Consider the following 24,126-nt stretch of genomic DNA (forward strand, 5'->3'; position numbering starts at 1 on the left):
CGTGGCACCCGGATCTGTGGCAAAACGGGAAGGAAACCGGCTATCCGGGCAGGGGGATGCCCAGCGCGTGGCCGAGCGTGTCCAGCTCCCGCACTACGGCATCAGGCAAGGCAATGCCGTGCTGGCGCCCTTCGCGCTCGAGCACGTCGCCGCGATGGCCGGGCAGGCGCGCGTCCGCGCCGCCCGCGGCAAGGTAGTTGCCGGTCCATTGCGCCATGTAGTCAGCAAAGAGCTGCTGGCCGGCGAAGGCCTCGGGTTTGACCAGCCAGACGAAGCCGCCCTGGCGGCCGACCGCGCCGGCACCGGAGACAGTATTGCGGTCCGGCGACAGCGAGTCGGCGGTGGCGGCCATGGCGCCGGCCAGGCACTCCACCATCATGGCGATGCCGATGCCCTTGTGTCCGCCCATGGGCAGCAGCGAGCCCTCGAGCGCGCGCCGGGCATCGGTGGTGGGCTGGCCGTCGGCGTCGAGCGCCCAGCCTTCCGGGATGGGTTTGCCCTCGCGCGCGGCCAGCAGGATATGGCCGCGCGCGGCGACGCTGCAGGCCACGTCGAACACGATCGGCGCCGCGCCCGGCAGCGGGCAGCCGAAAGCGATGGGGTTGTGGCCCAGCGCCGGGCGGGCAAAGCCCTCCATGCCCAGCACCGGCGGGGTGCGCTGCCCGACCATGCAGAAGGCGCCGGCCTCTGCCGCCTGCAGCGCCGGCAGGCCCAGCGCGCCCAGGTGGCCGCACGACTGCACCGCGACCAGCACGCTGGCGCTGTGCTCGAGCGCCTGCAGGCCGAGCTGCACCGCGTGCGGCGCCGCCACCTGGCCCATGGCGCCATCGGCATCGAGCACGATCCCGCCCGGGAAGGCGCGCTGCGACATCCGCGGGCGCGGGTTGAAGTCACCCGCGCGCAGGCGGTCGACGTAGGACGGCACCCGGGTCAGGCCATGGGTCTTGTAGCCGCGCAGTTCGCTGCGCACCAGCGCGGCGGCTGCCTGGTTGGCATGGCCGGAGGCCACGCCGCACGCTTCGAAAACGGCCGCGGTCCAGTGCGTGAGCTGGTCTGCAGTACGTCGGATGGAACGGATCGTCATGCTGACTTCTCCCTGACAATCATCAGGCGCTCCGAGAACGGGGCGGCATAGACCGACTGGTAGTAGAGCGGCTGGTCGCGCAGCGTGTAGCCGCGCAGTTCCATGATGAAGGCCGGCGCGTCGGCTTCCAGCCCGATCTCGCGCGCCGCCATGGCGGGAGCCGGCCCGAAGCGGATCCACTGGTCCACGCGCAGCGTCGGCAGCGACAGGCGCTGGCCGATCAGCTCGCGCAGGTTCTTCTCCAGCGCCTCGCGGTCCAGGCCGCCGAGCTGGGCGAAGTCTTCCTCGCGCAGCCAGAACTCGCTGTACAGGTCCAGGCGCCCGCCCACGCTGATGACGCGCTCGATGCGCACGTAGCCATCGCCACCGAGGAATTCCGACCACGGCCCCTGGCGCTTGATGCGCTTGACCGAGCGGGCGTGCACATAGGACGGCAGCTCGTTGCCCTGCTCGTCGCGAAAGCGCAGGTAGCGCACGTCCGCCGGCGCCACCCGGGTGCCCGAGACAAAGGTGCCGCGGCCCTGCTCGCGCGTGATCAGCCCCGAGTGCGTCAGCCGGGCCAGCGCCTTCTGCACCGTGCCCACGCTGACCCCGTGGAAGGTGGCCAGCTCGCCCTCGGAGGGCAGCCGGTCGCCTTCGCGCAGGGCGCCGGACTCGATGGAGCGGATGATGGCGTCGGAGACGCTGCTAAGTTTGGTCATGGATGTTCACAGGCTCAGGGCGAATCGACTGATCGCGGTCTCGCGGATATCGAGCACTTCGCTGGTCAGCCGCGTGCCGGATGCGACATCGATCGCATAGCCGTACAACTGCTCGCCGAGGTATGGGATCTTGTCCCCGTGCTGCAGGACGCCGCTGACGTCGAAGTCAATGTTGTCGGCCATGGTGCGCAGGGTATTGACGTTGCCGCACACCTTGACCGTCGGTGCCACCATGCTGCCGATCGGATTGCCCACCCCCGTGCCGAAGAAGGTCAGCTGGCATCCGCCGGCAGCCAGCGCAGTGAGATTTTCCACTGCCGCGGCCGGTGCGTCCATGAAATGCAGCCCCTTCTTCTGCGGCGCCTCGCCGTAGCGCAGCACGCCCACCAGCGGGCTGGTGCCGGCCTTGGCCATCGCGCCCAGCGCCTTTTCCTCGACCGTGGTCAGGCCGCCGCGCTTGTTGTCGGGCGAGGGCTGGTCCTCGCGCATGTCCACGCCGCGCGAGATCGCCAGGTTTTCCATGTTGCGCACCGCGGTGACGAAGGCCTCGCGCACGCGGCCATCGGCGGCGCGTTCGGCAAACAGGTGCTCGGCGCCGATGAACTCGGAGGTCTCGGAGATGATCACGGTGCCGCCCTCGGAAATGACCATGTCCGCCATGCGGCCGATCACGGGGTTGCAGCTCAGCCCGGAGGTGGTGTCCGAGCCGCCGCACTCCACGCCGATCACCAGCGACGACACCGGGCACGGCACGCGCCGCGCCCTCGACGCCGCCAGCGACAGGTGCGCAGCCTTGCGCGTGCCTTCGGCAATGCATGCGACCGTGCCATCGGGCTGCAGGTGCACGCATTCGACCGGCTTGCCGGTGGCGCGGATGCGGCGCGCCACTTCTTCGGTCGACGACTCTTCCAGGCCGACCAGCAGCACCGCCGCGATATTGGGGTTGCGGCCCAGCCCGGCGAGCGACTCGAAGGCGAAGTCCAGGTCGGCGCCGAACTGCCCGCGCACGAACAGCGTCGTCACCGGGATGCAGCCGCCCACCGTGCGGGCGATGGTCCGGGTCACCGGGTTGCAGTTGTCCATCACGGAAACCACCGCGACCCAGTTGCGCACGCCGACCGCGCCGTTCTCGCGCGGATATCCGAGGAAGGTTGTTGCCATCTGCTTTACCCCTTGTGCAGGTCGCCGCGGGCGCGCGCCGACTCGATGTTGTGGACATGCATGTGTTCGCCGGCGCGCGCCGCGCGGCTGGCGCGGCCAATGACCTGGCCGTATTTCACGATGGTGGCGCCCGGCGCCGTGTCGGCAATGCAGATCTTGTGGCCGAACGGCACGTCCTGCAGCAGCACCAGCCTGCCGGCGCGCTCGCCTTCCAGCACGCAGGCTTCGCCGGCATTGCCGGCGTCCAGCAGGGTGGCCACATTGTCGGCCGGGTTCAGTACGATGGCTCGCGGCATTGATCAACTCCTGTATAGGTGTTGAGGCCAACTGTAGGGAACCGGACGGCGTATGGTCAAGAAGAAGTGCGGGATCTACGAGAAAACCACTACTCCATCCATACAAGTCCTATATAGAAGTTTGTTGACACCGGCACGGCCGCTGTCTATCGTCATGACAACGGCAGCGATGTCGGCGCCGGCATCTCGGCACAGCGAACCCACCGGAGAAGACAGGCATGAAGGTTCGGTCACACCAGGAGAAGATCGGGAGGCTGCAGGCGCTGCGTGCGCGGCTCGATCCGCAGCAGGATTTCGGCCTCTGGTTCTGGGCAGGCATGACCGCGGGCACCCATGCCGTGAACGCGGCGCTGCACCACGCGGGCGTCACGCTGGACGAGGACAGGTTCCCCACGCAGCCAGGCGTCTACCTGGTGCCGCAGCCAGATGGCAGCCTCAGGCCGGCGTTCGGTCCGCTGGGCGACGTGCTCCATGTCGGACGGCCGAAGGTCGAGTCACCGGTGCCCGCCGACATCGCGGCGATGATGGAAGCGATGGAAGAGATCGAGCATTACCGCGATCCCTGCCTGCGCGAAGGGCTTGAACCTACCCCGGCCATCGCCGAAGCCTGCGATGCGGCACTGCGCCGCTGCCTGGGACTGCTGGCGGTGCGCCTGGAAGGAGCAAGGGATGGACATTGAACGCCACATGGCGATGGCGCGCGGCATCGAGGCATCGCTGCAAAAGTGCACCAGCGCCGACTACGAGATGCTGATCGAAGGCGCGATGCTGGCCGGCACGCACTGGCTCAACGCGCTGCTGCACAAGCTCGGCACTACGCCGCCGCAGGCAGACGTGTTCCACAGCTACCTGCTGACCGTCAATGAATTCCGCCGGCTGGCGGTGGCGGCGGAAAGGCCGCTGCACGCGCTGGCCGCGATTGAAGACAGCCGCGTGCCGTTCGTGCGCGGCAACCACCCCGGCGGCGAAGCGGCCGCCGAGCGCGCACTCGAACTGCTGTCGCTGATCCGGGCGACGGCGCTGGGCTGCGCTTAGGCCGGCACATGGGGCAGCACACAGGGCAGTACAGCATCAAAGCCAAGCAACACATTGTGAGACGGGAAAGGAGACAACAGTGAAGGCAGTCCGTGTAGTGCCGGGCCCGGAGGGCGGCAAGGTAGAAGTGCAGGATATCCCGGTGCCGGTGGCGGCAGCGGGGCAGGTGCTGGTCAGGGTGCGCGCCGCCGGCCTGAACCGGGGCGAGATCAACCAGGCGAAAGAACTGCGCTCGGGCAATACCATCACCGCCGGCGTCGAGTTTGCCGGCGAGGTGGCCGACGTTGGCGCGGGCGTCAGCGGCTGGCGCAAGGGTGACCGCGTGATGGGCCATGGCCGCGGCTGCCAGGCCGAGTACGTCGTGGCCGACCCGCTGGCGCTGATGCCGGTGCCGGACGGCCTGTCGTGGATCGATGCCGCGGCGTTTCCCAATGTCTTTATCACCGCGCATGATGCCCTGGTCACCAACGGCCGGCTGGTGGCGGGCGAATCGGTGCTGGTCAACGGCGCCTCGGGTGGCGTGGCGCTGGCGGCGATCCAGATTGCCTCGCTGATGGGCGCGCGCCCCGTGATCGCGTCGTCGCGCTCGGCGGCCAAGCTCGACAAGATCAGCCAGTTCGGCGTGGACGTGGGCATCGATGCGTCGTGCGACGACCAGGTCGAGGCGATCATGGAGGCCACCGGCAACAAGGGCGTGGACATCATCATCGATACGGTAGGCGGCCCGGTGTTCGCAGCCAATATGCAAAGCCTGGCGGTCAAGGGCCGGCTGGTGAACATCGCGCGACTGGGCTCCGCGACCGCGCAGATCGACCTGACGCAGCTCTGGCTCAAGCGCCTGCAGCTGATCGGCGTGACCTTCCGCACCCGCACCGAACAGGAGCGGCTGGAGTGCATCCAGGCTTGCGCGCGCGACATGCTGCCGTTCCTGCGCGCCGGGCGCGTGCGCCTGCCGATCGATCGCACCTTCGCCATGACCGATATCGCCGCCGCGCATGCCTACATGAAGCAAGATCAGCACGTGGGCAAGATCGTCCTGCTTGCGGACTGATTCCACAGAAGAGACGAGGAGACAAGATGACCATCCAGATCCAGGCACTGACCGGCTCCGTTGGTGCCGCCGTGAGCGGCGTCGACCTGAACCAGCCGCTCGACGATGCCAGCTTCGACATCCTGCACCGCGCATTCCTGGAATATGGCGTGCTGGTATTCCGCGGCCAGCATTTGCAGCCCGCTGCGCAGGTTGCCTTCGCGCGGCGCTGGGGCAAGCCGGTGCAGGGCAACCCGCTGCTCAAGGGCCTGACCGAATTCCCGGAGCTGGCCCAGGTGACCAAGATTCCCAAGGAGACCGCGTCGACCGAGGCCTGGCATTCGGACTCGATCTACACCGAGGTACCGCCCAAGATCTCGATCCTGTCGGCGGTCACCACCCCGGTGGGCGGCGATACCATGTGGTGCAACCAGTATGTGTCCTACGAGCGGCTGTCGCCGGCGATGCAGCGCATGATCGAAGGGCTGCGCTGCCGCTTTTCCGGCGCGCGGCTGGCCAGGATGACCGGCTCCGACAAGGTTCCCAGCGCCGTGCATCCGATCGTGCGCACCCACCCGGAAACGGGTCGCAAGGCGCTGTACGTGGGCCACCCCGATACCGCGCAGTGCATCGAGGGCATGACCGGGGCGGAGAGCCGGCCGCTGCTCGATTTCCTCTACGAGCATTCGGTCTCGCCCGACAACGTCTACCGCCATATGTGGCAGCAGGGCGACGTGGTGATGTGGGACAACCGCTGCACCATGCACTACGCCGTGCACGACTACGGCAATGCCGATCGGGTATTGAACCGCGTGACGCTGGAAGGCGAAGTGCCGCGCTGAGCCAACCTGCCACCAGCCGGCGCCGCCATGCGGCGCCCGGCGCCAAAGGGTTCCCGTCCGGACGCCGGACGGGGCCAATCCGGAGAATGATGATGCTGATAGGGATCCCGACGGAGTCGCGGGCGGGGGAGGCGCGTGTTGCGGCGACGCCGGAGACCGTAAAGAAGTACTTGGCGCAGGGCCACAAGGTCATCGTGCAGGCTGGTGCCGGCGTACGCGCCAGCCAGCCCGACGGCGCGTATGAAGCGGTTGGCGCCACCATCGGCACCGCTGCCGAAGCGCTGGGAGCACAGCTGGTGCTCAAGGTGCGCGCGCCCGAGCCGGCCGAGCTTGCACAGATGAAGCCAGGGGCCGTGCTGGTTGGCATGCTCAATCCCTTCGATGCCGAGAACAACGCGCGCATGGCGGCAGCCAATGTGACCGCGTTCGCGCTCGAGGCCGCGCCGCGCACCACGCGCGCGCAGAGCATGGACGTGCTGTCGTCGCAGGCCAACATCGCCGGCTACAAGGCCGTGCTGGTGGCCGCGCACCACTACCAGCGCTTCATGCCGATGCTGATGACCGCCGCCGGCACCGTCAAGGCCGCGCGCGTGCTGATCCTGGGCGCCGGCGTCGCCGGCCTGCAGGCGATCGCCACCGCCAAGCGCCTGGGCGCGGTGATCGAGGCGTCCGACGTGCGCCCCGCGGTCAAGGAACAGATCGAATCGCTGGGCGGCAAGTTCCTCGACGTGCCGTTCCTGACCGACGAGGAGCGCGAGATCGCGCAAGGCGTGGGCGGCTATGCGCGCCCGATGCCGCCGGACTGGATGAAGCGCCAGGCCGAGCTGGTGCACCAGCGCGCGATCCAGGCCGACATCGTCATCACCACCGCGCTGATCCCGGGCCGCAAGGCGCCGGTGCTGCTGCAGGAAGCGACCGTGCAGCAGATGAAGCCGGGCTCGGTGGTGGTGGACCTGGCCGCCGCGCAGGGCGGCAACTGCCCGCTGACGGTGGCCGACGAGGTGGTCGAGCGCCATGGCGTCACCCTCATCGGCCATACCAACCTGGCCAGCATGGTGGCGGCCGACGCCTCGGCGCTCTATGCCCGCAACGTGCTGGATTTCCTCAAGCTGGTCATCGACAAGGATGGCCGGTACACGCTCGACCTCGAAGACGACATCGTCGCCGCCTGCCTGGTGGCGGGACGCAAGCAAGCGGCGCTGGCCGGATGATTCAAGGAGACTCAAATGGAAATGGTTAGCCACACGGTGATCAACCTGATCATCTTTGTCCTGGCGATCTACGTGGGCTACCACGTGGTCTGGACCGTCACGCCCGCGCTGCATACGCCGCTGATGGCGGTGACCAATGCGATCTCGGCCATCATCATCGTCGGCGCGATGCTGGCCGCCGGGCTGACCGAAGGCAATGTCGGGCGGGCCATGGGCACGCTGGCAGTGGCGCTGGCGGCGGTCAATGTGTTCGGCGGCTTCCTGGTCACGCAGCGCATGCTGGAGATGTTCCGCAAGAAAGCACCCAAGGCACAGCCGCAGGGCAGCGCACAGGCGGGCGGGAAACTGGCGGAGGTGGCGAGATGAACGGCCTGTCGATGAATCTGGTGACGCTGTCCTACCTGGGCGCGTCGGTATGCTTTATCCAGGCGTTGAAGGGGCTGTCGCACCCGACCACGGCACGGCGCGGCAATGCCTTCGGCATGGCGGGCATGCTGGTGGCCGCGCTGACGACGGTAGCGCTGATCCTGAAGCTGAAGAACGAGCTGCTGGCGGGCGCGGCCGGGGCCGGTGACTCCGGCAGCGGCCTGGCGTTGATCCTGGCGGCGCTGGTGGTCGGCGGCGGCATCGGCGCCTACGTGGCGCGCAAGGTGCAGATGACCAAGATGCCCGAACTGGTCGCGGCGATGCACTCGCTGATCGGTCTCGCGGCGGTGTTCATCGCCGTGGCGGCGGTAGCGGAGCCTGCGGCATTCGGCATCGCACCAGCCGGTTCAAGCGAAATTCCGCTGGGCAACCGGATCGAGCTGTTCATCGGCTGCTTCGTCGGCGCCATCACCTTCTCCGGTTCGGTGATCGCCTTCGGCAAGCTCGCCGGGCGCTACAAGTTCCGCCTGTTCCAGGGGGCGCCGGTGGTGTTCGCCGGCCAGCACTGGCTGAACCTGCTGCTGGCGGTGGCGATGGTCGGCTTCGGCATCGCCTTCTTCCTGACACAGGCGTGGGAGCCGTTCCTGGTCATGCTGGCCATTGCCTTCGTGCTGGGCGTGCTGATCATCATCCCGATCGGCGGCGCCGACATGCCGGTGGTGGTGTCGATGCTGAACTCGTACTCGGGCTGGGCGGCGGCGGGCATCGGCTTCTCGCTGAACAACCCGATGCTGATCATCGCCGGCTCGCTGGTGGGATCCTCCGGTGCGATCCTGTCGTACATCATGTGCCGGGCGATGAACCGCTCGTTCTTCAACGTCATCCTCGGGGGCTTTGGCAGCGACGCCACCGCCGCGAGCGGTCCGGCAGGGCAGGCGCAGCGCAACGTGAAGTCCGGCTCGGCCGATGATGCCGCCTTCCTGATGGGCAATGCCGAGACCGTGATCATCGTGCCGGGCTACGGCCTGGCCGTGGCGCGCGCGCAGCACGCCCTGAAGGAACTGACCGAAGCGCTCACGGAGAAGGGCGTGACCGTGAAGTACGCGATCCACCCGGTGGCGGGCCGCATGCCCGGCCACATGAACGTGCTGCTGGCCGAGGCCGAGGTGCCGTACGACCAGGTCTTCGAGATGGAAGACATCAACAGCGAGTTCGGCCAGGCCGACGTGGTGCTGGTGCTGGGCGCCAACGACGTGGTCAACCCCGCGGCCAAGACCGATCCCAAGTCGCCGATCGCCGGGATGCCGATCCTGGAGGCGTACAAGGCCAAGACTATCATCGTCAACAAGCGCTCGATGGCCGCCGGCTACGCGGGTCTCGACAACGAGCTGTTCTACATGGACAAGACCATGATGGTGTTCGGCGACGCCAAGAAGGTGGTCGAGGACATGGTCAAGGCCGCCTGATCCGCGAAGTCGGCGGCGGCCATATGGTCAGCTCACTCTGCAGGTGGTCCCAGGAGAATGAATCGATGCAAGCAGCTGATGCGGTAACGCCCGTCCCAGGCGCCACGGGATTCGACAGCGCCGCGCTGGCGGCTTTGCTTTACGCCGAAGGCCTGATCGCGCAGCCCCGGCTGACGGTGCAGCGCCTGGCGGGTGGCCAGTCCAACCCGACCTACCGGATTGCGTGCGGTGCGCGGCAGTACGTGCTGCGCACCAGGCCGCCGGGACAACTGCTGTCCTCGGCGCATGCCATCGACCGTGAATTCCGTGTGATGCAGGCGCTGCGCGACAGCGACGTGCCGGTGCCGCGGGTCCACCTGTACAGCGAAGACATCTCTGTCGTGGGCAGCGCGTTCTACGTGATGGACTTCCTGCAGGGCCGCGTCATCTATGACCAGTCGCTGCCGGGTGTTGGACGCGGGCAGCGCGCCGCCCACTACCGCGAGATGAACCGCGTGATCGGCGCGCTGCACCGGGTGGACTACCACGCCGCCGGCCTGCAGGATTACGGGCGCACCGGCGGCTACGTGGCGCGCCAGCTCGCGCGCTGGTCCGGCCAGTGCCGCGATGCCGGCATGGACGGCAACCCGGCACTGGCGGCGCTGGCCGAATGGCTGCCGCACCACGTTCCCGATGCTGACCGGACCTGCCTGGTGCACGGCGACTACCGCATGGACAACCTGGTATTCCACCCGACCGAGGCGCGCGTGCTGGGCGTGCTGGACTGGGAGCTGTCCACGCTGGGCGATCCGCTGGCGGACCTGGCCTATCACTGCATGAGCTGGCATATCCCGGCCGAACTGTGGCGCGGCATCGGCGGCCTGGACCTGCACGCGCTCGGCATTCCGGACGAGCCGGCCTACCTGCGCTGGTATGGCGAGAGCAACGGCACGCACGCGCTCGAACACTGGGACTTCTACCTGGCCTTCAACTTCTTCCGGCTCGCGGCGATCATGCATGGCATCGGCCAGCGCGCCCGCCAGGGCAACGCGGCCGCGGCCGATGCCGTGGAGACGGGCAGGAAGGCCGTGCCGCTGGCCGAGCTGGGCTGGCAGTTCGCGTTGCGCTACGGCGCGGCGAAGCGATAACGGAGCCAGGCGCTCGTCGAGGATGGCGGATGGCCCTTCCGTATCCACAGTGAGCGTTTCCATCCGAAGAGGGAGGTAAGGCTCACTCCAGCTGCGACGGTCCGTTATCGCATTTCTATCGACTCGAGTGGCGGCCTGGATTTGTCTCCGAGCGCATTTTGACTGCAAGGTCTTCATCTCCGGCGGACTCCCGACCCGTTGGCGCGGTTCGAGATTCACTGGCTCAGGCTGCGCTGATGCACAGCCTTGATAGCAGCAAGCTCATATCCGTTCAAGCGCAACTTATCTGCGGCGATAAGGAACTTGCCCGGGTCGATAAGACATTGGCGGGCATCCATCCTCCATCCAGTTACAGGCAAGGACGCGATTCCATAACCCTTCCTGCCTGGGATCCCTCCGTCAAAAGAACGCTTTAGCCAGTCGTCGCGCTGACGATTTCTTGGCCTTGGCAGGCCGCTGAGATGCCTCCAGCGGACGTTCACGCGCAGCGCAGGCACCTCGTTCCGAGGGCCTTCAGCGATGTCATCCCGACGCCCCGAATTCCATCCGCTGCAAGACGCGCCAGTGCGCGCTTGTGCGCTGGACGTCAACATGAGGCTGCTTCCGGGAGGACTGTCAGAAAAGGGAAAGCGCAAGACGTACACGGGAAAGCGGAAAGTCGGGGCAGGCCCGATGATTCACCACACAGGATTTCCCTCTGGCGCTCAATCGGCAGGCCGCAGGGCACTGATCAATATTCGATAAAGGACAGGAGGCAATATGGCGAAAGCCGTCAGGATCTACGAAACGGGCGGACCCGACGTCCTGCGTTATGAGAACGCCACGGTTGGCGAGCCGGGGCCGGGCGAAGTTCGCATCCGCCACGTGGCGGTGGGTCTGAATTTTGCCGACACCTATTTTCGCAGCGGTACTTATCCGGTTCCGCTGCCCAGCGGCATCGGCAACGAAGCCGCCGGCGTGGTCGAGGCCGTCGGTGCCGACGTCACCCATCTGGCGGTCGGAGATCGTGTGACCTACACGGGCTTCACCAACACACTGGGCGCATACAGCACGGAGCGGCTGATCTCCGCCGCGCCGCTGATCAAGCTGCCTGCGGCAATCAGTTGCGAAGTCGCCGCGGCGATGACGATGCGCGGCTTGTCAGCTGCCTACCTGATGCGCCGGATCTACCCGTTCAAGGCGGGCGACACCATTCTGCTGCATGCCGCCGCGGGTGGTGCCGGCCTGATCATTTCGCAATGGGCCAAATTGCTGGGGCTGACGGTGATCGGAACGGTTTCCACCGATGCCAAGGCCGAAGTGGCGCGCGCCCATGGCTGCGATCACACGATCAACTACAGCCATGAGGATGTGGCCAGGCGCGTGCGGGAACTGACGGATGGCGTGGGCGTGTCCGTGGTCTTCGACAGTGTGGGCAAGGATACCTTCATGGCCTCGCTGGACTCCCTCAAGCGCCGCGGCCTGCTGGTGTGCGTGGGGTTCGCCTCCGGCCCGGTCACCGGGTTCGATCCGGCAATCCTGGCTCGCAAAGGCTCGGCATTCCTGACGCGCCCGGGCCTGGCCGACTACATCGCCGATCCTGCCGAAAAGGCGCAACTGGTCGATGAACTGTTCGGCCACGTGGCGGCAGGCCGCATCCGCATCGAGATCAATCAGCGCTATGTCCTCGAGGATGCGGTGCAGGCACACCGTGACCTCGAGGCTCGAAAGACCACTGGCTCATCGATTTTCGTGATTTGAATTTCCCTCCCGGAAAATTCTCTTATCTGGTTCGAAGTTCTTGATAGTCACCATCATTCTGGATATCCAATACCATGCACTTCCTTGACGGCCACCTGTACCCTGAAAACCAGCAACCGCTGATCATCACTGCCGCCCCCTATGCGCCGGGCTGGATCCCTTCGGACTTCCCGGAAGATATCCCTGTCACCATGGAGGAGCAGATCCAGAAGGCGGTGGATTGCTACGAAGCCGGTGCCCGGGTGCTGCATTTGCACGTGCGGGAAGCGAACGGCAAGGGTAGCAAGCGCTTGTCCATGTTCAACGAGCTGATCGCCGGGGTGCGCAAAGCCGTGCCTGAAATGGTCATCCAGGTGGGGGGCTCTATCAGCTTCGCGCCTGAAGAAGGCCAAGGCGCAAAATGGCTCAGCGATGACACGCGTCATATGCTGGCCGAACTGGATCCGAAGCCGGACCAGGTGACGGTGACCGTCAACACCGCGCAGATGAATGTGACGGAGCATGCTGGCGTAGACGATTTCAGGGGCGTTTCGCGGGGATTCCCGGAGTTCTACAGCACCTACAAGGACATGATCGTGCCCTCGAATCCCAGCTGGTACGAGGAGCACGTCCGACGATTGACGGCGGCCGGAATCCAAAGCGAGTTCCAGTGCTACAACATCAATAGCTTTGAAACGATCGAGCGGATGATTCGCCGCGGCGTCTACAAGGGCCCGCTGGTGATGAACTGGGTGGCGATCAGCGGAGGCATGGACCAGGCGAACATCTACAACCTGGCCAACATGCTGCGTGCCGTACCGGACGGCGCGGTTGTCACGGTGGAAAGCTCGGTGCTCAATGTGCTGCCGATCAATATGATCGGCATGGCCCTTGGCCTGCATGTTCGCTGCGGCATCGAGGATGTACTCTGGAACCAGACTCGCACGGGCAAGATGAGTTCCGTCGAACAGATCAAGCAACTGGTGCGCATCGCCGGCGAATTCGGTCGCCCCATCGCGACTGCGCAGCAGACGCGAGAGATCCTGAAGCTTGGCGTCTTCTACGACACCGTCGAAGAGACGCTGCAGGCCAATGGCTTCTCGCCCAATCGAAACGGTGGCCACCAGGGCTTCCTGCGCAAGTTCGAGAATACGCGGGCCTGAAGCTAGCCGACGAATCCTGGCGCTGGCACGAGCCGGCGCCAGGAGTCGCCCTGGTTTCATGCAGTGTTTCCATCGGTTCACGCGGCCCATTTTGCGCTGAGCGTCAGCGTTGCTTCACCGCATTGGGCTGCGTAGCGGTCGTAATTGGCGTTGCTGCACTGTCAAGTCGATGCACGTGCAATGGGCGCAGGCCGAGCGATCGCTAACAGCACAATTATATGGAGGGTGACAATGGCATTTCGAATAAAAAACCTGTTTGCGATGACGCTGGGCGCGCCAGCGCTTCTGGCGTTGTGCACTTCAGCATCGGTGCGGGCGGAGGATGCCTGGCCCACGCGCCCGATTCAGATGGTCGTAGCATCGTCGGCAGGATCGGGAACCGATGCCCTGGCACGCCTGATGGCGCAGCGGCTGTCGGTAGCCTTGAAGCAACCGGTCGTCGTTGAGAACCGGCCCGGTGGAAGTGGTGTCGTCGGGACAAGCTCTGTTGTCAAGGCGCCGGCCGACGGGTACACGCTCCTCTACACCACGGCATCGAATATGGTCATCGCTCCAGCCATACTGAAGACCATCCCGTACGATCCGAAGAAGAGCCTTGTGCCGATCGCCGAGACGGCCGAGGGTGGGGTGGTGCTGCTCGTGAGCACCGATCTGCCGGTTCACAACTTGCCGGAGCTTATCCAATTCCTGAAGGCGAACCCGGACAAGTATGGCTACGCCACCTGGTCCACGGGATCATCAGGGCAGTTGATGATGGAATGGCTCAAGAAGCGGACCGGCATGAAGACCGATCACGTTCCCTATCGGACCTCCAATCAGCTATTGACCGATCTGTCCTCTGGTGTCGTGAAAATCGGCTGGACCGATCCGAGCGCGCCAGTCCCATTCCTGCGTTCCGGGAAGGTCCGCGCCATTGCGGTGGCAGGCAATGTGCGCGCACCGCAGATGCCCGATGTCAAGACCATGGGTGAGCAAGGCCACAAGTTCGATGCGGTGGGCTGGTTCGGCGTCTTCGCGCCAGCCGGGACCAACCCTGCGATTGTGAAGAGGCTGGCCACTGAGATCAATAAGGTCCAGGCGTCCCCCGATCTCGCGACCACGATGAAAGCCATGAACTTCGGGCCGCCACCGGTGAAGACCTCGGAGCAATTTGGCGAGATCGTCAGTCACGATCTGCAAACCTGGTCGAAGATCGCAGCCGATGCAGGGATTCAGATCGATTAGTGAACAGGCTGCGCAACAGGGTGCTGCCACCTTGCCGGTAGCGAGGCGTAAGAGACCGGAAGTGACCTGACAGTGGTTGGGCTCAGCACCTTGAGCCACTGACACTGTCGGGAAATCTCTGAACTCTGACCTCGGATTCAGATACTGGATCTGCTACCCCCGGCAGACCTGCAGCAAATTCAAGCTCTAAAACCGGACGAAGCGCAAACACTCACCCGAAGGGCGAGGGGCCGCGCTCGCCCATGCCATCTGCGCGGCTGTACTGCGCAAGGGGAAATCGAAGATCAATTCATCCCCTGGCAACGCTTCGACTTCGTGGCCAACCGATTGGCACAAGGTGGGAGACGACAACAATGAACGTGGAGGAGTTTTGGTGAAGAGAACGATTCTTGCCCTGGCCGCTGTTTGTGCATGTGGGGCAGCGAGTGCGCAATCCGGTGTGACCTTGTACGGGGTGGCCGATGTCAACGTGGAGTACGTCAACCGCGTCGGCGCCGTGCCGTCCGCCGCTAACGGTTTCAATTCCGGCGCTGGCCATAGCGTTGTCCGCGAGAACTCCGGTGGGTACTCCGGCTCGCGTTGGGGTCTTCGCGGCACGGAAGATCTGGGCAGCGGTATGAAATCCATCTTCGTTCTGGAAAGCGGCTTCAATCTCGATACGGGAACGTCGCAGCAAGGCGGCCGCCTGTTTGGTCGCCAGGCCTTTGTCGGTCTTGGCTCGGCTTATGGGCAGCTCACCTTCGGTCGGCAATACCATTCGTTGTTCTCTACGCTGGCCAACTTTGTCCCGGCTCGATATGCAACCCAGTATGAACCGGTCGGAGTGATCGCCGGCGGCAACTTCCGACAGGACAATGCGCTGAAATACATCGGCGTGTTCGGCGGCCTCACGGCACAGGCCAACATGTCGTTCGGCGTAGGTACGGTGCTGCCGCAAGTCATCGCCAGCGTGCCAAGTGCCGGTGGCAATGGTGAGGTGCCCGGACAGTTCCGCCGCGACAAGGCTTATGGCGCGGGACTGAGCTATATCTCGGGGCCGTTCGGCGTAGGCGTTGGCTATGATCAATGGAATCCGACGATGGGCACTGGCAGCGGCACCTTCAGGAAGGCGGCCGTCATGGGCAGCTACGCCCTCAATGCCACGGCGAAAGTCATGGGCGGCTATCGCTGGGGCCAGAACAAGAACCAGAACGGTGCCCTGACGATGCGTGACGATTTCTATTGGGTAGGCGGTCAGTACAGGTTCTCTCCTGCACTCGACTTCACGCTCGAGTATGACTATCAGAACGTGAAGAGCCTCGGCGGCAACACGAACGTTGCCAATCCCTGGCAGATTTCCCTGATTGCCGACTACTCATTCTCCAAGCGGACCGATATCTATCTGACCATGGCCTATGCAAAGAACGCTGGCCTGGCCATGGAGTCGCCAGCGAGCAATTTCGCCACCAGTCTTACGACCAATAACTACGCGCTTTCGACTGGCCAAAGCTCGATGTTTGGCGCTGCTGTGGGGATCCGCCATGTGTTCTGATGACGGGGGAGCGATCTGCACGACGAGAGGGAACACCGCCGAGCGGATCCAATCGCAAGGCGGCTGCGGCGGTCAATCCGTATAGGCTCCACTGGGAATGCTGACCTCTGCCAGGCTGGCTCTCTCCTCGGCATTTCCGGTTTCGAAGGTTCGACAGGCAAGCCCTGTGGAACCTTTGTTTTTTTGACACGGCAAATATTCATAGAGTGCACAATCGGATACCCATGCGGGAGGTCGATTGGTTTTGGCTCATCGAGCGACGACCAGCGCCATCAGCAAAGGAGGAACAATGCTCAATTTCATGCCAGGCTCGCTTGCGGGTCTTCGAGTCGTCGATCTGTCACGGGTGCTCGGCGGCCCATACTGCACGCAAATCCTCGCCGATCACGGTGCGCAGGTCATCAAGATCGAGCCGCCTGGTGGCGACGAGACTCGTCAGTGGGGCCCGCCGTTCGAAGGTGATACCGCCGCATACTTCCTTGGCGTCAATCGCAACAAACTAGGCGTCGCGCTGGATCTTTCGCAGGACACTGACCGCATAAAGCTGCTCGATCTCCTGGCGCGGGCAGATGTGCTTGTCGAAAACTTCAAGATCGGTACGATGGAGCGTTGGGGAATTGGCTACGAGACGCTGAAGGAGCGCTTTCCGGGCCTCATCCATTGTCGGGTCTCTGGCTTTGGCGCAGATGGTCCACTGGGTGCGCTACCCGGATACGACGCCGCGGTGCAGGCGCTCTGTGGACTGATGAGTGTGAATGGTGAAGCCGAAGGTGAGCCGCTGCGAATTGGCGTGCCCATCGTCGATCTCGTGACCGGTATGAATGCGGCGCTCGGGATCCTGATGGCGTTGCGTGAGCGCGAGATGAGCGGGCGCGGCCAGTTCGTTGAAAGCACGTTGTTCGACAGCGCGCTGTCGATGCTGCATCCACATACCCCGAACTGGTTCTGTTCTGGCGAGGATCCGCAGCGCAGCGGAAATGCACACCCGAACATCACGCCTTACGACAAATTCCGCACCGGCAGCGTTGACATCTTTCTCGCCGTGGGCAACAACGGCCAGTTCGCCAACCTGTGCAGCGTGATCGATGCTCCCGCCCTTGCTGCTCATCCGCACTTTGAGAGCAACGGCGCGCGGAGCGCTCACCGCAGCGAACTACGCGCCGAGTTGGAACAGCGCTTTGCTGCCTGGGATGGCGAGCAATTGGCCGACACCCTGATCCGGAACGGCGTGCCGTGCGCACCCGTGCTCGGTCTGGGCGCGGCGCTCGGTCATCCGCATACCGCGCACCGGGAAATGCTTGTCGAACTGGATGGTTATCGGGGCATCGCGTCCCCGATCAAGCTCAGCCGCACGCCTGCTACCTACCGCAGCACGCCTCCGGCGCTGAATCAGCATGAGCGTGAGCTATTCGGCGAGGGGGACAGCGCAGATCGACGCGCCTAAGAGACAGAGGGGGCCGGCAGGCCACCCAGGAGATCCAGGCGGGGGATGGAAGAGGCGCAGTAGTGATTGTAGTGATTGCGCCTCTCCTCGATACTCTGGCAGGGTGAGGGTGCCCTATGAAACGCAGCTTACGCGGCGGTTTTCCCACCGTTCACATGAAGGATCTGTCCCGTGATGTAGGTGGATTGGTCAGATGCCAGGAAGATAATCGCATCAGCGACTTCCTCCGGCGTACCGACGCGTCCGGCGGGGATGGTTGCGGCGACAGACGCGACCCGGTCCTCGCCACCGGCAATGCGCCCGAGCATGGCCGTTTCAATCGGGCCTGGCGCCACGGCGTTGACGCGCACATTCGATTTGATGGCGTCGAGCGCCGCCGACTTGGTAAGGCCTTCGATCGCGTGCTTGCTAGCCGCATACATCGGATTTCGCGGGTTGCCGCGGCTGCCCATGGTGGAGGAGAGATTGACAATCGCCCCGCGTTCTTGCGCGAGCATTGCTTGAAGCTCGTGCTTCATGCACAGGAACGTTCCAAGGACATTCGCATCGAAAGTCGCCGTGTACGACTCGACCGTCTGCTCGACGATCGATCCCGGTGTTCCTTCCGTTCCGGCACTGTTCACTGCGATATCAAGGCATCCAAAGCGCTCGATGGCATGCCTGACAAGCCGGATGACATCGTCTTCACGGCTGATGTCGGCCGCCAGGAAGTCTGCTTCCGCGCCCATCTGCCGCAGTTCCGAGATGAGGGCCTCTCCGGCAGCAGCATTCCGCCCGGAGCAGACAAGTCTTGCGCCTTTGGCCGCAAACGCAAGCGCTGTCGCGCGGCCGATGCCAGCGGTCGCACCGGTAATCAGGACAACAGGATGAGACATGAGAATTTCCTTGACTGTGTGAAGAGAAGCTATTCGACCGATCAGAACGCCACAGCATCCCGGCCCTTCAGCTGAAGCATGTCGCGGGCCTCGCCCGGCGTAGCGACTTCGAGGTTCAGTGATCGAAGAACGCCAACAATGCGCTTGACCTGGTCAGCGTTGCTGGTGGACAGCCGGCCCCGATCTTCCCAAAGCGAATCCTCCAGGCCGACGCGGACGTTTCCGCCCATGGCAGCCGCCATCGATGCAATCGGCATCTGGCTGCGGCCGGCCCCGAGCACGGACCAGTAGTAGTCCTTGCCAAACAGGCGTTCCGCGGTGCGGCGCATATGCATGACATCATCGGGGTGCGTGCCGATGCCGCCGAGCAGGCCGAACACGGACTGGATGAAGAAGGGCGGCTTGAGGATGCCGCGGTCAATGAAATGCGCCGCGGTATAGAGATGGCTGGTGTCGTAGCACTCGATTTCGAAGCGCGTGCCGTTGTCGGCACAGGATTCCAGAATGTAGCGGATCTCCTTGAACGTGTTGCGGAAGACGCGGTCCTCGGAGCCTTGGAGGTAAGGGCGTTCCCAATCGTGTTTGAACGTCTTGTGCCGGGCGAGCATCGGATAAAGGCCGAAGTTCATGGACCCCATGTTCAACGAGGCAAGCTCCGGCTTGAACTGCAGCGCCGGTTGCAGGCGTTCCTCAACGAGCATGTTGGGGGCGCCACCAGTCGTGAGATTGATCACGACGTCAGAACGCGCTGCGATCCGGGGAAGGAACTCGCGGAAAAGGGCGGGATCCTGTGATGGCTGGCCATTCTCCGGCTTGCGCGCATGGAGATGGACGATTGACGCGCCGGCCTCTGCAGCGGCAACTGCCTCCTCTTCGATCTCCTTCGCGGTAATGGGGAGATAAGGCGACATCGTCGGGGTATGAATACCGCCTGTCACGGCGCACGTGACGATAACCTTGCTCTGTGGTGCTGCCATTGTCCTTCGCTCGCTGGTTGGGGAATGCACTGCTTCGTGCGACGTCACCATGCTACGAAACATTGCCGTCGCTTGCCGCGATCGAGCGCGCAATGTCGCAAATTGGCAAGTAAATGTCCTGACCAAGTAAGCATGAAAGCCGGGCACGCCAGCTACACTTTTCCATCAGAAGGCCGGACACTGACCAGATCCACCAGACTGCAGGAGACATAGCAATGAAGATCAGGCAAATTACCCCCGCCATCGGGGCCGAGATATCTGGCGTCAATCTCGGCGAGGCGGCGCGCGATCCGGCGCTGTTCGCCGAGATCAGGGCGGCGCTGCTCAAGCACAGGGTTCTCTTCTTTCGCAAGCAGGAGATCACGCGCGCCGATCACGTGGCCTTCGCGAGCGGCTTCGGCAAGCTCGAAGACCATCCGGTCGTCGGCAGCGTTCCCGATTACCCGGGTCTTGTGAAGGTCTACCGGAGCGACAACCCGCACAGCTTCGAGAACAGCTATCACTGCGATGGCCTGTGGCGCCCCAATCCGGCCATGGGGGCAGTGCTGCGCTGCCTCGAATGTCCCGAGATCGGCGGTGACACCATCTGGGTAAACATGGTGAAGGCGTACGAGGAGCTGCCCGAGGAGATCAAGTCGAAGATCGACGGCCTGCGCGCCCGGGCCAGCATCGAGCACAGTTTCGGCGCGGTCATGACGCCGGAAGACCGCGCAAAGCTGGCCCAGGATCATCCGCCGGTGGAGCATCCGGTGGTACGCACCCATCCAGAAACCGGGGAGAAAATCCTGTTCGTCGGCGCCTCGTTCACGACACACTTCACCAACTACAGCACGCCGGCAAACGTGCGCTACGGCATCGACAAGTCGCCCGGCGCCTCTCTGCTGCTCAACTACCTGACCAGCCGCGCCACCATTCCCGAATACCAGGTGCGCTGGGCATGGCAGGAGGGCGACGTTGCGGTCTGGGACAACCGCAGCACGCAGCACTATGCCGTCAACGACTACTATCCGGCGCCGCGCAAGATGGAGCGCGCTGGCATCGTCGGAGACGTCCCCTACTGATTCGCAGGGACGGCAGAATCACTTGCTGCTCTCTATGCTCATGGGACAAGGGCATCATGAAGGCGATCTGGTATGAAAAGCAGGGGCGGGCCGAGGAAGTATTGGCATTCGGCGATCTGCCCACGCCGCAACCGGCACCCGGTGAAGTACGCGTGCGACTCCATGCGTCCGCGGTTAACCCGGCAGATGCAAACCGGCGAGCGGGGCGCATGCATGGTGGCATGGAGTTCCCGCGCATCATTCCGCATAGCGATGGAGCGGGTGTGGTCGACAGGCTTGGGCACGGCGTCGACCACAGGTTGCTCGGGTCGCGAGTCTGGCTGCATTTCGGACAGCGAGGACGCCCTTTTGGTACGGCGGCGGAGTACATCTGCCTTCCACACGAGTTGACCTCACCATTGCCGGAGCACCTGGACTTCTCGCAGGGTGCATGCCTGGGCATTCCGGCGATGACTGCCTATACCAGCCTGTTTCAGCGTGGAGCGATCAGAGGCAAGTACGTCCTGATTACCGGCGGTGCGGGAGCCGTTGGGCACTACGCGGTGCAGCTCGCCAAGTGGGGAGGCGCCTATGTCATTGCCACCACCAGCTCCGAACGCAAGGCGGCCCACGCCGCAGCGGGCGGTGCGGATACGGTGATCGATTACCTTGCACCGGATGCCGCGCAGCAGATTCTCGATGCCACCCACGGGCAAGGCGTTGACCACATTGTCGATGTCAATGCCATCGACAATTCAAGGCTTTGCCTTCAGGTAGCCGCAAATCATGCGCTGTGGGTCTCGTATGCCAACAGCGCTGGCCGCGAGCAAGCCCTTCCTCTGGTCACGCTGATTCGCAAGAACATCTGCCTGCAGGGAATATACCTGCCGGGCTTGCCCTACGAGATGCGCTGGTTAGCGCAGGAGGGCTTGTCGCGGTGGATGAATGACGTCCCGGATGCCATTCACGCTGTCGACAGTGTCTTCGACTTGCGAGACACAGCGAAGGCTCACCTCGCTGTCGAAGCAGGCACCAAGCAGGGCACCATTGTTGTTCGGTGTGATTCCGAATAGCGCACGCAGTCGGCCCTTGGCAGGCTGTTCAAAAACGCGCTGGCATCTCCAAAGGGGACAGGCGCAAGTGACAAACCAAAACGCTCGGCCAGGCGCGAGTGTGCGGGATATCGATCGTCGGTCGTACTCGCCGAAGGACAAGCTGGGCTGGGGAAACTCTAAGCAAGGAGACCGAATCTCATGACACACGGAAATCAGCCAACAATAGTGATTGTTCCCGGTTTTCGCGATCACATGCCGGAGCACTGGCAATCGCTGCTTGCGGAGCGTTTGAAGCAGCAGGGACGAGCAGTGCGCATCGTGCCTCAGGTTGATCAGGACAAGAGGCTGCGCAGCGCCAGGGTGGCGAACCTTGACCGCGTCGTGAGTAGCATTGCAGGGCCGGTCATCCTCGTCGCACATAGTGTGGGCTGCCTGATCACGGTCCACTGGGCACAGGAGACAGGGCGTACCGTGCAGGGCGCACTGCTTGCCGCGCCGACCGATTATGACAGCCCGTTGCCTGCCGGATACAAGGACCCGCAGGCGCTGGCAGCCGAGGGATGGACACCGATTCCGAAGCGGCATCTGCCATTCCCGAGCATCGTGGTGGGGAGCCGCAATGATGCGTTCGGGAAGTTCGAACGAATCCGGGAACTGGCGCAAGCCTGGGGCAGCCAGTTCGTCGATGCCGGGGAAGTGGGGCATCTCGGACCGGCAGACGGATACGGAACGTGGCCGCTGGCAGAGGACCTGCTTCAGCAACTCTGGGCGGGGAGCGTGGACCGATGAAAGCAATGGCGCCCTTCCCTTCACCGGACACGCGCATAGCAGGTGATGGCGACGATGTTGTTTGACGCCAGTCGCACCTGCGTAGTCCCTCCCTTTGCCTAATCCGGCTTGCTGATTCCCTCATTGGCGTACAGAAAAAATGGACCTGAGATTGAAAGGAAAGCGCGCGATCGTGACTGGCGCCAGTCGTGGTATTGGCAAGGTGATCGCGCGAACGTTGGCGGAAGAAGGCGTGGACATCGTGATTGCAGCACGCGGGCGTGCGAAGTTGGAGGAAACTGCATCAGAACTGGCGTTAATGACCGGCCGGCGGATTGTGCCGATAGTGGCAAACACGGCGGAGCAAGAGTCCGTAGACGCGATGGCCGAGCAAGCTGTGGCAACGCTTGGCAGTATTGATATCCTCATCAACGCTGCCGCGTTGCCGGGGGGCATTTCGTCTGCAAGAGCGCTAGATCAGATCGTTGACTCGGAAGCCTTGGAGGACATCAACATCAAGGTTATCGGCTACTTGCGCACGGCACGTGCCGTCGCGCCGCACATGATCGCGAACGGCTGGGGCCGGATCATCAACATCGGGGGCCTGGCGCTCTACACTACCGGCCGGCCAGTAGCGACGCTCCGCAACGTAGGCGTGGCGGCCATCACAAAGAACCTGGCTGACGAACTGGGGCCCAAGGGGATCAACGTGACGGCGGTGCACCCAGGCATGACTCGGACCGAAGCGACCAGCGCTGAAATGGAAACCATTGCTATTGGAAGGAACACAATTGGCCGCATGGTTGAGGCGCAGGACATCGCTCGCGTGGTTACTTTCCTCGCATCACCGTTGAGTGTGGCCATCAACGGCGACGCCATTGAAGCCGGGGGCGGTAGTCCGGGCATCATCCGCTACTAGGAAACGCTCTCCGGAAGTGCCTCTTGGTCCCCGCCGTTTCATCCTTCGGGGACGAGCGCGCCCGATGGACAACTATTGAGTGGGCCTCCTCCAATATTCGTAATCGGCACCTGATGATGACGCGGCAACCCAGCAAGGCGACGGCCTGCGCCCCGCGACTTTGCAGCGCTATCGATGCCAGAAGGCAATGCAAGAAGAGGCTGCTGCGTGGACGGGTGCGGACGGGTGCACCACGATCGACATGATGATTTGAGAGACTTCCCATCTCAGATCATCCTGATGAACATATATCTCTCATTCCACGAAAATAAGGGCGTTCGGGATCCGAGCCTTGAGCGATAGCCGTCGCGGGTTACTCCCGCTTGACAATGCATGACCGCTATTTACCATGAGCTGTCATTTCCTGGTCAGTCCCCGATGTCGTTACTTGTCCGCGCCGCAGCCCTCACCAACTACAGCGAAGTCGCGCGTGCCGCTGGGCTCGATCCGCTGCGGATGATGTATGAAGCAGGAATAAATCCGAGCGTACTTCGTGAGCCGGATCTCATGATTCCAGTCGAGCGTTTCGGACGCCTGCTCCAGGCCTCCGCAACCATGTCAGGCAACGAGAGTTTCGGTTTGAGCATGGCGGAATCGCGCCTGTTGTCCAATCTTGGGCCGGTCGGAATGCTGATCCGCGACCAGGCAACGCTGCGCGACTCCCTCGGCATGCTGATGCGCTACCAATCGATTCTCAACGGCGCGAAGTCGCTGGCGGTTGAGGAATGTGGTGGACAAGTCATCATTCGCGAGGTGCTGATAGCTGGCAGCGCGCATCAGCCAACTCGCCAAAGGGTTGAGCTGGCGATAGGGGTAATGGTGCGATTGATACGCCAACTCATCAAGGCCGACTGGCAACCCCTGCATGTATGCTTCGAGCACCCGGCGCCGCGCGACCTGAGTACGCACCAGCGGTTCTTTGGCCCTAAGGATGGTGTTCAAAACAACGTCCGCAGCGCCGAGTTGACCGTGAGAGCGTGGCCAAGTGAGTTCAATGAGCGATTCCCCTCGACTTCGATGCGAGATTCGGTGCGCGCTTGGGCGTTATCGCCC

At 63.7% G+C, this 24,126-nt stretch carries 24 protein-coding genes; 18 read left to right on the forward strand and 6 right to left on the reverse strand.

From position 1 onward, the window contains the following. Positions 1-40: 40 nt before the first annotated feature. From VSR71_RS32590 to VSR71_RS32605, 4 genes are read right to left on the reverse strand one after another with little or no spacing between them, the layout of a single operon-like run. Positions 41-1,084 (reverse strand): Ldh family oxidoreductase, encoded by a 1,044-nt coding sequence (locus VSR71_RS32590; RefSeq protein WP_342917683.1) that lies wholly within the window; start codon positions 1,082-1,084, stop codon positions 41-43. Next, positions 1,081-1,785 (reverse strand): GntR family transcriptional regulator, encoded by a 705-nt coding sequence (locus VSR71_RS32595; protein ID WP_342917684.1) that lies wholly within the window; start codon positions 1,783-1,785, stop codon positions 1,081-1,083. The genes VSR71_RS32590 and VSR71_RS32595 overlap by 4 nt, the downstream gene beginning before the upstream one ends. Positions 1,786-1,791: 6 nt before the next feature. Then, complete coding sequence (locus VSR71_RS32600; RefSeq protein WP_342917685.1) at positions 1,792-2,946, reverse strand: UxaA family hydrolase; 1,155 nt, start codon at positions 2,944-2,946, stop codon at positions 1,792-1,794. 5 nt (positions 2,947-2,951) lie between these two features. Beyond that, positions 2,952-3,242 (reverse strand): UxaA family hydrolase, encoded by a 291-nt coding sequence (locus VSR71_RS32605; protein ID WP_342917686.1) that lies wholly within the window; start codon positions 3,240-3,242, stop codon positions 2,952-2,954. Between the two features lie 218 nt (positions 3,243-3,460). On the opposite strand from VSR71_RS32605, the gene VSR71_RS32610 reads away from it, so the two are divergent. The 13 genes from VSR71_RS32610 to VSR71_RS32670 all read left to right on the forward strand — a co-directional run bounded on the left by VSR71_RS32610 (position 3,461) and on the right by VSR71_RS32670 (position 17,400). Further along, a complete protein-coding gene (locus VSR71_RS32610) occupies positions 3,461-3,922 on the forward strand; it encodes a hypothetical protein (RefSeq protein ID WP_342917687.1) in 462 nt (153 codons plus the stop codon). Beyond that, positions 3,912-4,277, forward strand: coding sequence for a hypothetical protein (locus VSR71_RS32615; RefSeq protein ID WP_342917688.1), 366 nt, complete (start codon positions 3,912-3,914; stop codon positions 4,275-4,277). The genes VSR71_RS32610 and VSR71_RS32615 overlap by 11 nt, the downstream gene beginning before the upstream one ends. A 79-nt stretch (positions 4,278-4,356) precedes the next feature. Further along, entirely contained in the window at positions 4,357-5,328 is a 972-nt protein-coding gene (locus VSR71_RS32620) for a zinc-binding dehydrogenase (RefSeq protein WP_342917689.1), read from the forward strand. A gap of 26 nt (positions 5,329-5,354) precedes the next feature. Continuing rightward, on the forward strand, positions 5,355-6,149 hold the full coding sequence (locus VSR71_RS32625) for a TauD/TfdA family dioxygenase (protein WP_342917690.1): 795 nt from the start codon (positions 5,355-5,357) through the stop codon (positions 6,147-6,149). A 92-nt stretch (positions 6,150-6,241) separates the two neighbouring features. Then, positions 6,242-7,360: a Re/Si-specific NAD(P)(+) transhydrogenase subunit alpha gene (locus VSR71_RS32630; protein ID WP_342917707.1), complete on the forward strand. Its 1,119-nt coding sequence runs from the start codon at positions 6,242-6,244 to the stop codon at positions 7,358-7,360. Positions 7,361-7,375: 15 nt separating this feature from the next. Continuing rightward, positions 7,376-7,726: an NAD(P) transhydrogenase subunit alpha gene (locus tag VSR71_RS32635; RefSeq protein WP_342917691.1), complete on the forward strand. Its 351-nt coding sequence runs from the start codon at positions 7,376-7,378 to the stop codon at positions 7,724-7,726. Beyond that, the gene (locus VSR71_RS32640; protein WP_342917692.1) at positions 7,723-9,192 is read left to right on the forward strand and encodes an NAD(P)(+) transhydrogenase (Re/Si-specific) subunit beta; all 1,470 of its coding nucleotides are present in this window, start codon (positions 7,723-7,725) and stop codon (positions 9,190-9,192) included. The genes VSR71_RS32635 and VSR71_RS32640 overlap by 4 nt, the downstream gene beginning before the upstream one ends. 65 nt (positions 9,193-9,257) lie before the next feature. Next, positions 9,258-10,319 (forward strand): phosphotransferase family protein, encoded by a 1,062-nt coding sequence (locus tag VSR71_RS32645; RefSeq protein ID WP_342917693.1) that lies wholly within the window; start codon positions 9,258-9,260, stop codon positions 10,317-10,319. 759 nt (positions 10,320-11,078) lie between these two features. Continuing rightward, entirely contained in the window at positions 11,079-12,059 is a 981-nt protein-coding gene (locus VSR71_RS32650; RefSeq protein WP_342917694.1) for a quinone oxidoreductase, read from the forward strand. A gap of 74 nt (positions 12,060-12,133) precedes the next feature. Continuing rightward, positions 12,134-13,201, forward strand: a complete 1,068-nt coding sequence (locus VSR71_RS32655) for a 3-keto-5-aminohexanoate cleavage protein (RefSeq protein ID WP_342917695.1) — start codon at positions 12,134-12,136, stop codon at positions 13,199-13,201. Positions 13,202-13,432: 231 nt separating this feature from the next. After that, the gene (locus VSR71_RS32660) at positions 13,433-14,425 is read left to right on the forward strand and encodes a tripartite tricarboxylate transporter substrate binding protein (RefSeq protein ID WP_342917696.1); all 993 of its coding nucleotides are present in this window, start codon (positions 13,433-13,435) and stop codon (positions 14,423-14,425) included. Positions 14,426-14,798: 373 nt separating this feature from the next. Further along, complete coding sequence (locus VSR71_RS32665; RefSeq protein WP_342917697.1) at positions 14,799-15,956, forward strand: porin; 1,158 nt, start codon at positions 14,799-14,801, stop codon at positions 15,954-15,956. Between the two features lie 289 nt (positions 15,957-16,245). Continuing rightward, on the forward strand, positions 16,246-17,400 hold the full coding sequence (locus VSR71_RS32670) for a CoA transferase (protein ID WP_342917698.1): 1,155 nt from the start codon (positions 16,246-16,248) through the stop codon (positions 17,398-17,400). Between the two features lie 128 nt (positions 17,401-17,528). Here the strand turns inward: VSR71_RS32670 and VSR71_RS32675 are convergent, their stop codons facing one another. Then, positions 17,529-18,275, reverse strand: coding sequence for a glucose 1-dehydrogenase (locus VSR71_RS32675; protein ID WP_342917699.1), 747 nt, complete (start codon positions 18,273-18,275; stop codon positions 17,529-17,531). Positions 18,276-18,316: 41 nt separating this feature from the next. Beyond that, a complete protein-coding gene (locus VSR71_RS32680) occupies positions 18,317-19,252 on the reverse strand; it encodes a 3-keto-5-aminohexanoate cleavage protein (protein ID WP_342917700.1) in 936 nt (311 codons plus the stop codon). A gap of 215 nt (positions 19,253-19,467) precedes the next feature. Between VSR71_RS32680 and VSR71_RS32685 the strand changes: the two genes are divergently transcribed. The 5 genes from VSR71_RS32685 to VSR71_RS32705 form a co-directional block, all read left to right on the forward strand. Next, a complete protein-coding gene (locus tag VSR71_RS32685; RefSeq protein WP_342917701.1) occupies positions 19,468-20,313 on the forward strand; it encodes a TauD/TfdA dioxygenase family protein in 846 nt (281 codons plus the stop codon). Between the two features lie 56 nt (positions 20,314-20,369). Beyond that, entirely contained in the window at positions 20,370-21,365 is a 996-nt protein-coding gene (locus VSR71_RS32690; RefSeq protein ID WP_342917702.1) for an NADPH:quinone reductase, read from the forward strand. Between the two features lie 180 nt (positions 21,366-21,545). Continuing rightward, complete coding sequence (locus VSR71_RS32695) at positions 21,546-22,136, forward strand: RBBP9/YdeN family alpha/beta hydrolase (RefSeq protein ID WP_342917703.1); 591 nt, start codon at positions 21,546-21,548, stop codon at positions 22,134-22,136. Positions 22,137-22,275: 139 nt separating this feature from the next. Next, positions 22,276-23,034, forward strand: coding sequence for an SDR family oxidoreductase (locus VSR71_RS32700; protein ID WP_342917704.1), 759 nt, complete (start codon positions 22,276-22,278; stop codon positions 23,032-23,034). Positions 23,035-23,451: 417 nt separating this feature from the next. Further along, positions 23,452-24,126: AraC family transcriptional regulator (locus VSR71_RS32705; protein WP_342917708.1), on the forward strand; the 675-nt coding region annotated here is incomplete at its 3' end.

It is taken from the genome of Cupriavidus oxalaticus (genome assembly GCF_038900635.1).
GTDB classification, from domain to species: domain Bacteria; phylum Pseudomonadota; class Gammaproteobacteria; order Burkholderiales; family Burkholderiaceae; genus Cupriavidus; species Cupriavidus oxalaticus_B.

Coding starts and splice junctions, on each gene's coding strand:
- VSR71_RS32600 (WP_342917685.1), bottom strand. CDS start 2,946: ATGGCAACAACCTTCCTCGGATATCCGCGCGAGAACGGCGCGGTCGGC.
- VSR71_RS32655 (WP_342917695.1), top strand. CDS start 12,134: ATGCACTTCCTTGACGGCCACCTGTACCCTGAAAACCAGCAACCGCTG.
- VSR71_RS32605 (WP_342917686.1), bottom strand. CDS start 3,242: ATGCCGCGAGCCATCGTACTGAACCCGGCCGACAATGTGGCCACCCTG.
- VSR71_RS32590 (WP_342917683.1), bottom strand. CDS start 1,084: ATGACGATCCGTTCCATCCGACGTACTGCAGACCAGCTCACGCACTGG.
- VSR71_RS32650 (WP_342917694.1), top strand. CDS start 11,079: ATGGCGAAAGCCGTCAGGATCTACGAAACGGGCGGACCCGACGTCCTG.
- VSR71_RS32630 (WP_342917707.1), top strand. CDS start 6,242: ATGCTGATAGGGATCCCGACGGAGTCGCGGGCGGGGGAGGCGCGTGTT.
- VSR71_RS32695 (WP_342917703.1), top strand. CDS start 21,546: ATGACACACGGAAATCAGCCAACAATAGTGATTGTTCCCGGTTTTCGC.
- VSR71_RS32640 (WP_342917692.1), top strand. CDS start 7,723: ATGAACGGCCTGTCGATGAATCTGGTGACGCTGTCCTACCTGGGCGCG.
- VSR71_RS32700 (WP_342917704.1), top strand. CDS start 22,276: ATGGACCTGAGATTGAAAGGAAAGCGCGCGATCGTGACTGGCGCCAGT.
- VSR71_RS32660 (WP_342917696.1), top strand. CDS start 13,433: ATGGCATTTCGAATAAAAAACCTGTTTGCGATGACGCTGGGCGCGCCA.
- VSR71_RS32645 (WP_342917693.1), top strand. CDS start 9,258: ATGCAAGCAGCTGATGCGGTAACGCCCGTCCCAGGCGCCACGGGATTC.
- VSR71_RS32685 (WP_342917701.1), top strand. CDS start 19,468: ATGAAGATCAGGCAAATTACCCCCGCCATCGGGGCCGAGATATCTGGC.
- VSR71_RS32670 (WP_342917698.1), top strand. CDS start 16,246: ATGCTCAATTTCATGCCAGGCTCGCTTGCGGGTCTTCGAGTCGTCGAT.
- VSR71_RS32675 (WP_342917699.1), bottom strand. CDS start 18,275: ATGTCTCATCCTGTTGTCCTGATTACCGGTGCGACCGCTGGCATCGGC.
- VSR71_RS32615 (WP_342917688.1), top strand. CDS start 3,912: ATGGACATTGAACGCCACATGGCGATGGCGCGCGGCATCGAGGCATCG.
- VSR71_RS32635 (WP_342917691.1), top strand. CDS start 7,376: ATGGAAATGGTTAGCCACACGGTGATCAACCTGATCATCTTTGTCCTG.
- VSR71_RS32690 (WP_342917702.1), top strand. CDS start 20,370: ATGAAGGCGATCTGGTATGAAAAGCAGGGGCGGGCCGAGGAAGTATTG.
- VSR71_RS32595 (WP_342917684.1), bottom strand. CDS start 1,785: ATGACCAAACTTAGCAGCGTCTCCGACGCCATCATCCGCTCCATCGAG.
- VSR71_RS32610 (WP_342917687.1), top strand. CDS start 3,461: ATGAAGGTTCGGTCACACCAGGAGAAGATCGGGAGGCTGCAGGCGCTG.
- VSR71_RS32625 (WP_342917690.1), top strand. CDS start 5,355: ATGACCATCCAGATCCAGGCACTGACCGGCTCCGTTGGTGCCGCCGTG.
- VSR71_RS32680 (WP_342917700.1), bottom strand. CDS start 19,252: ATGGCAGCACCACAGAGCAAGGTTATCGTCACGTGCGCCGTGACAGGC.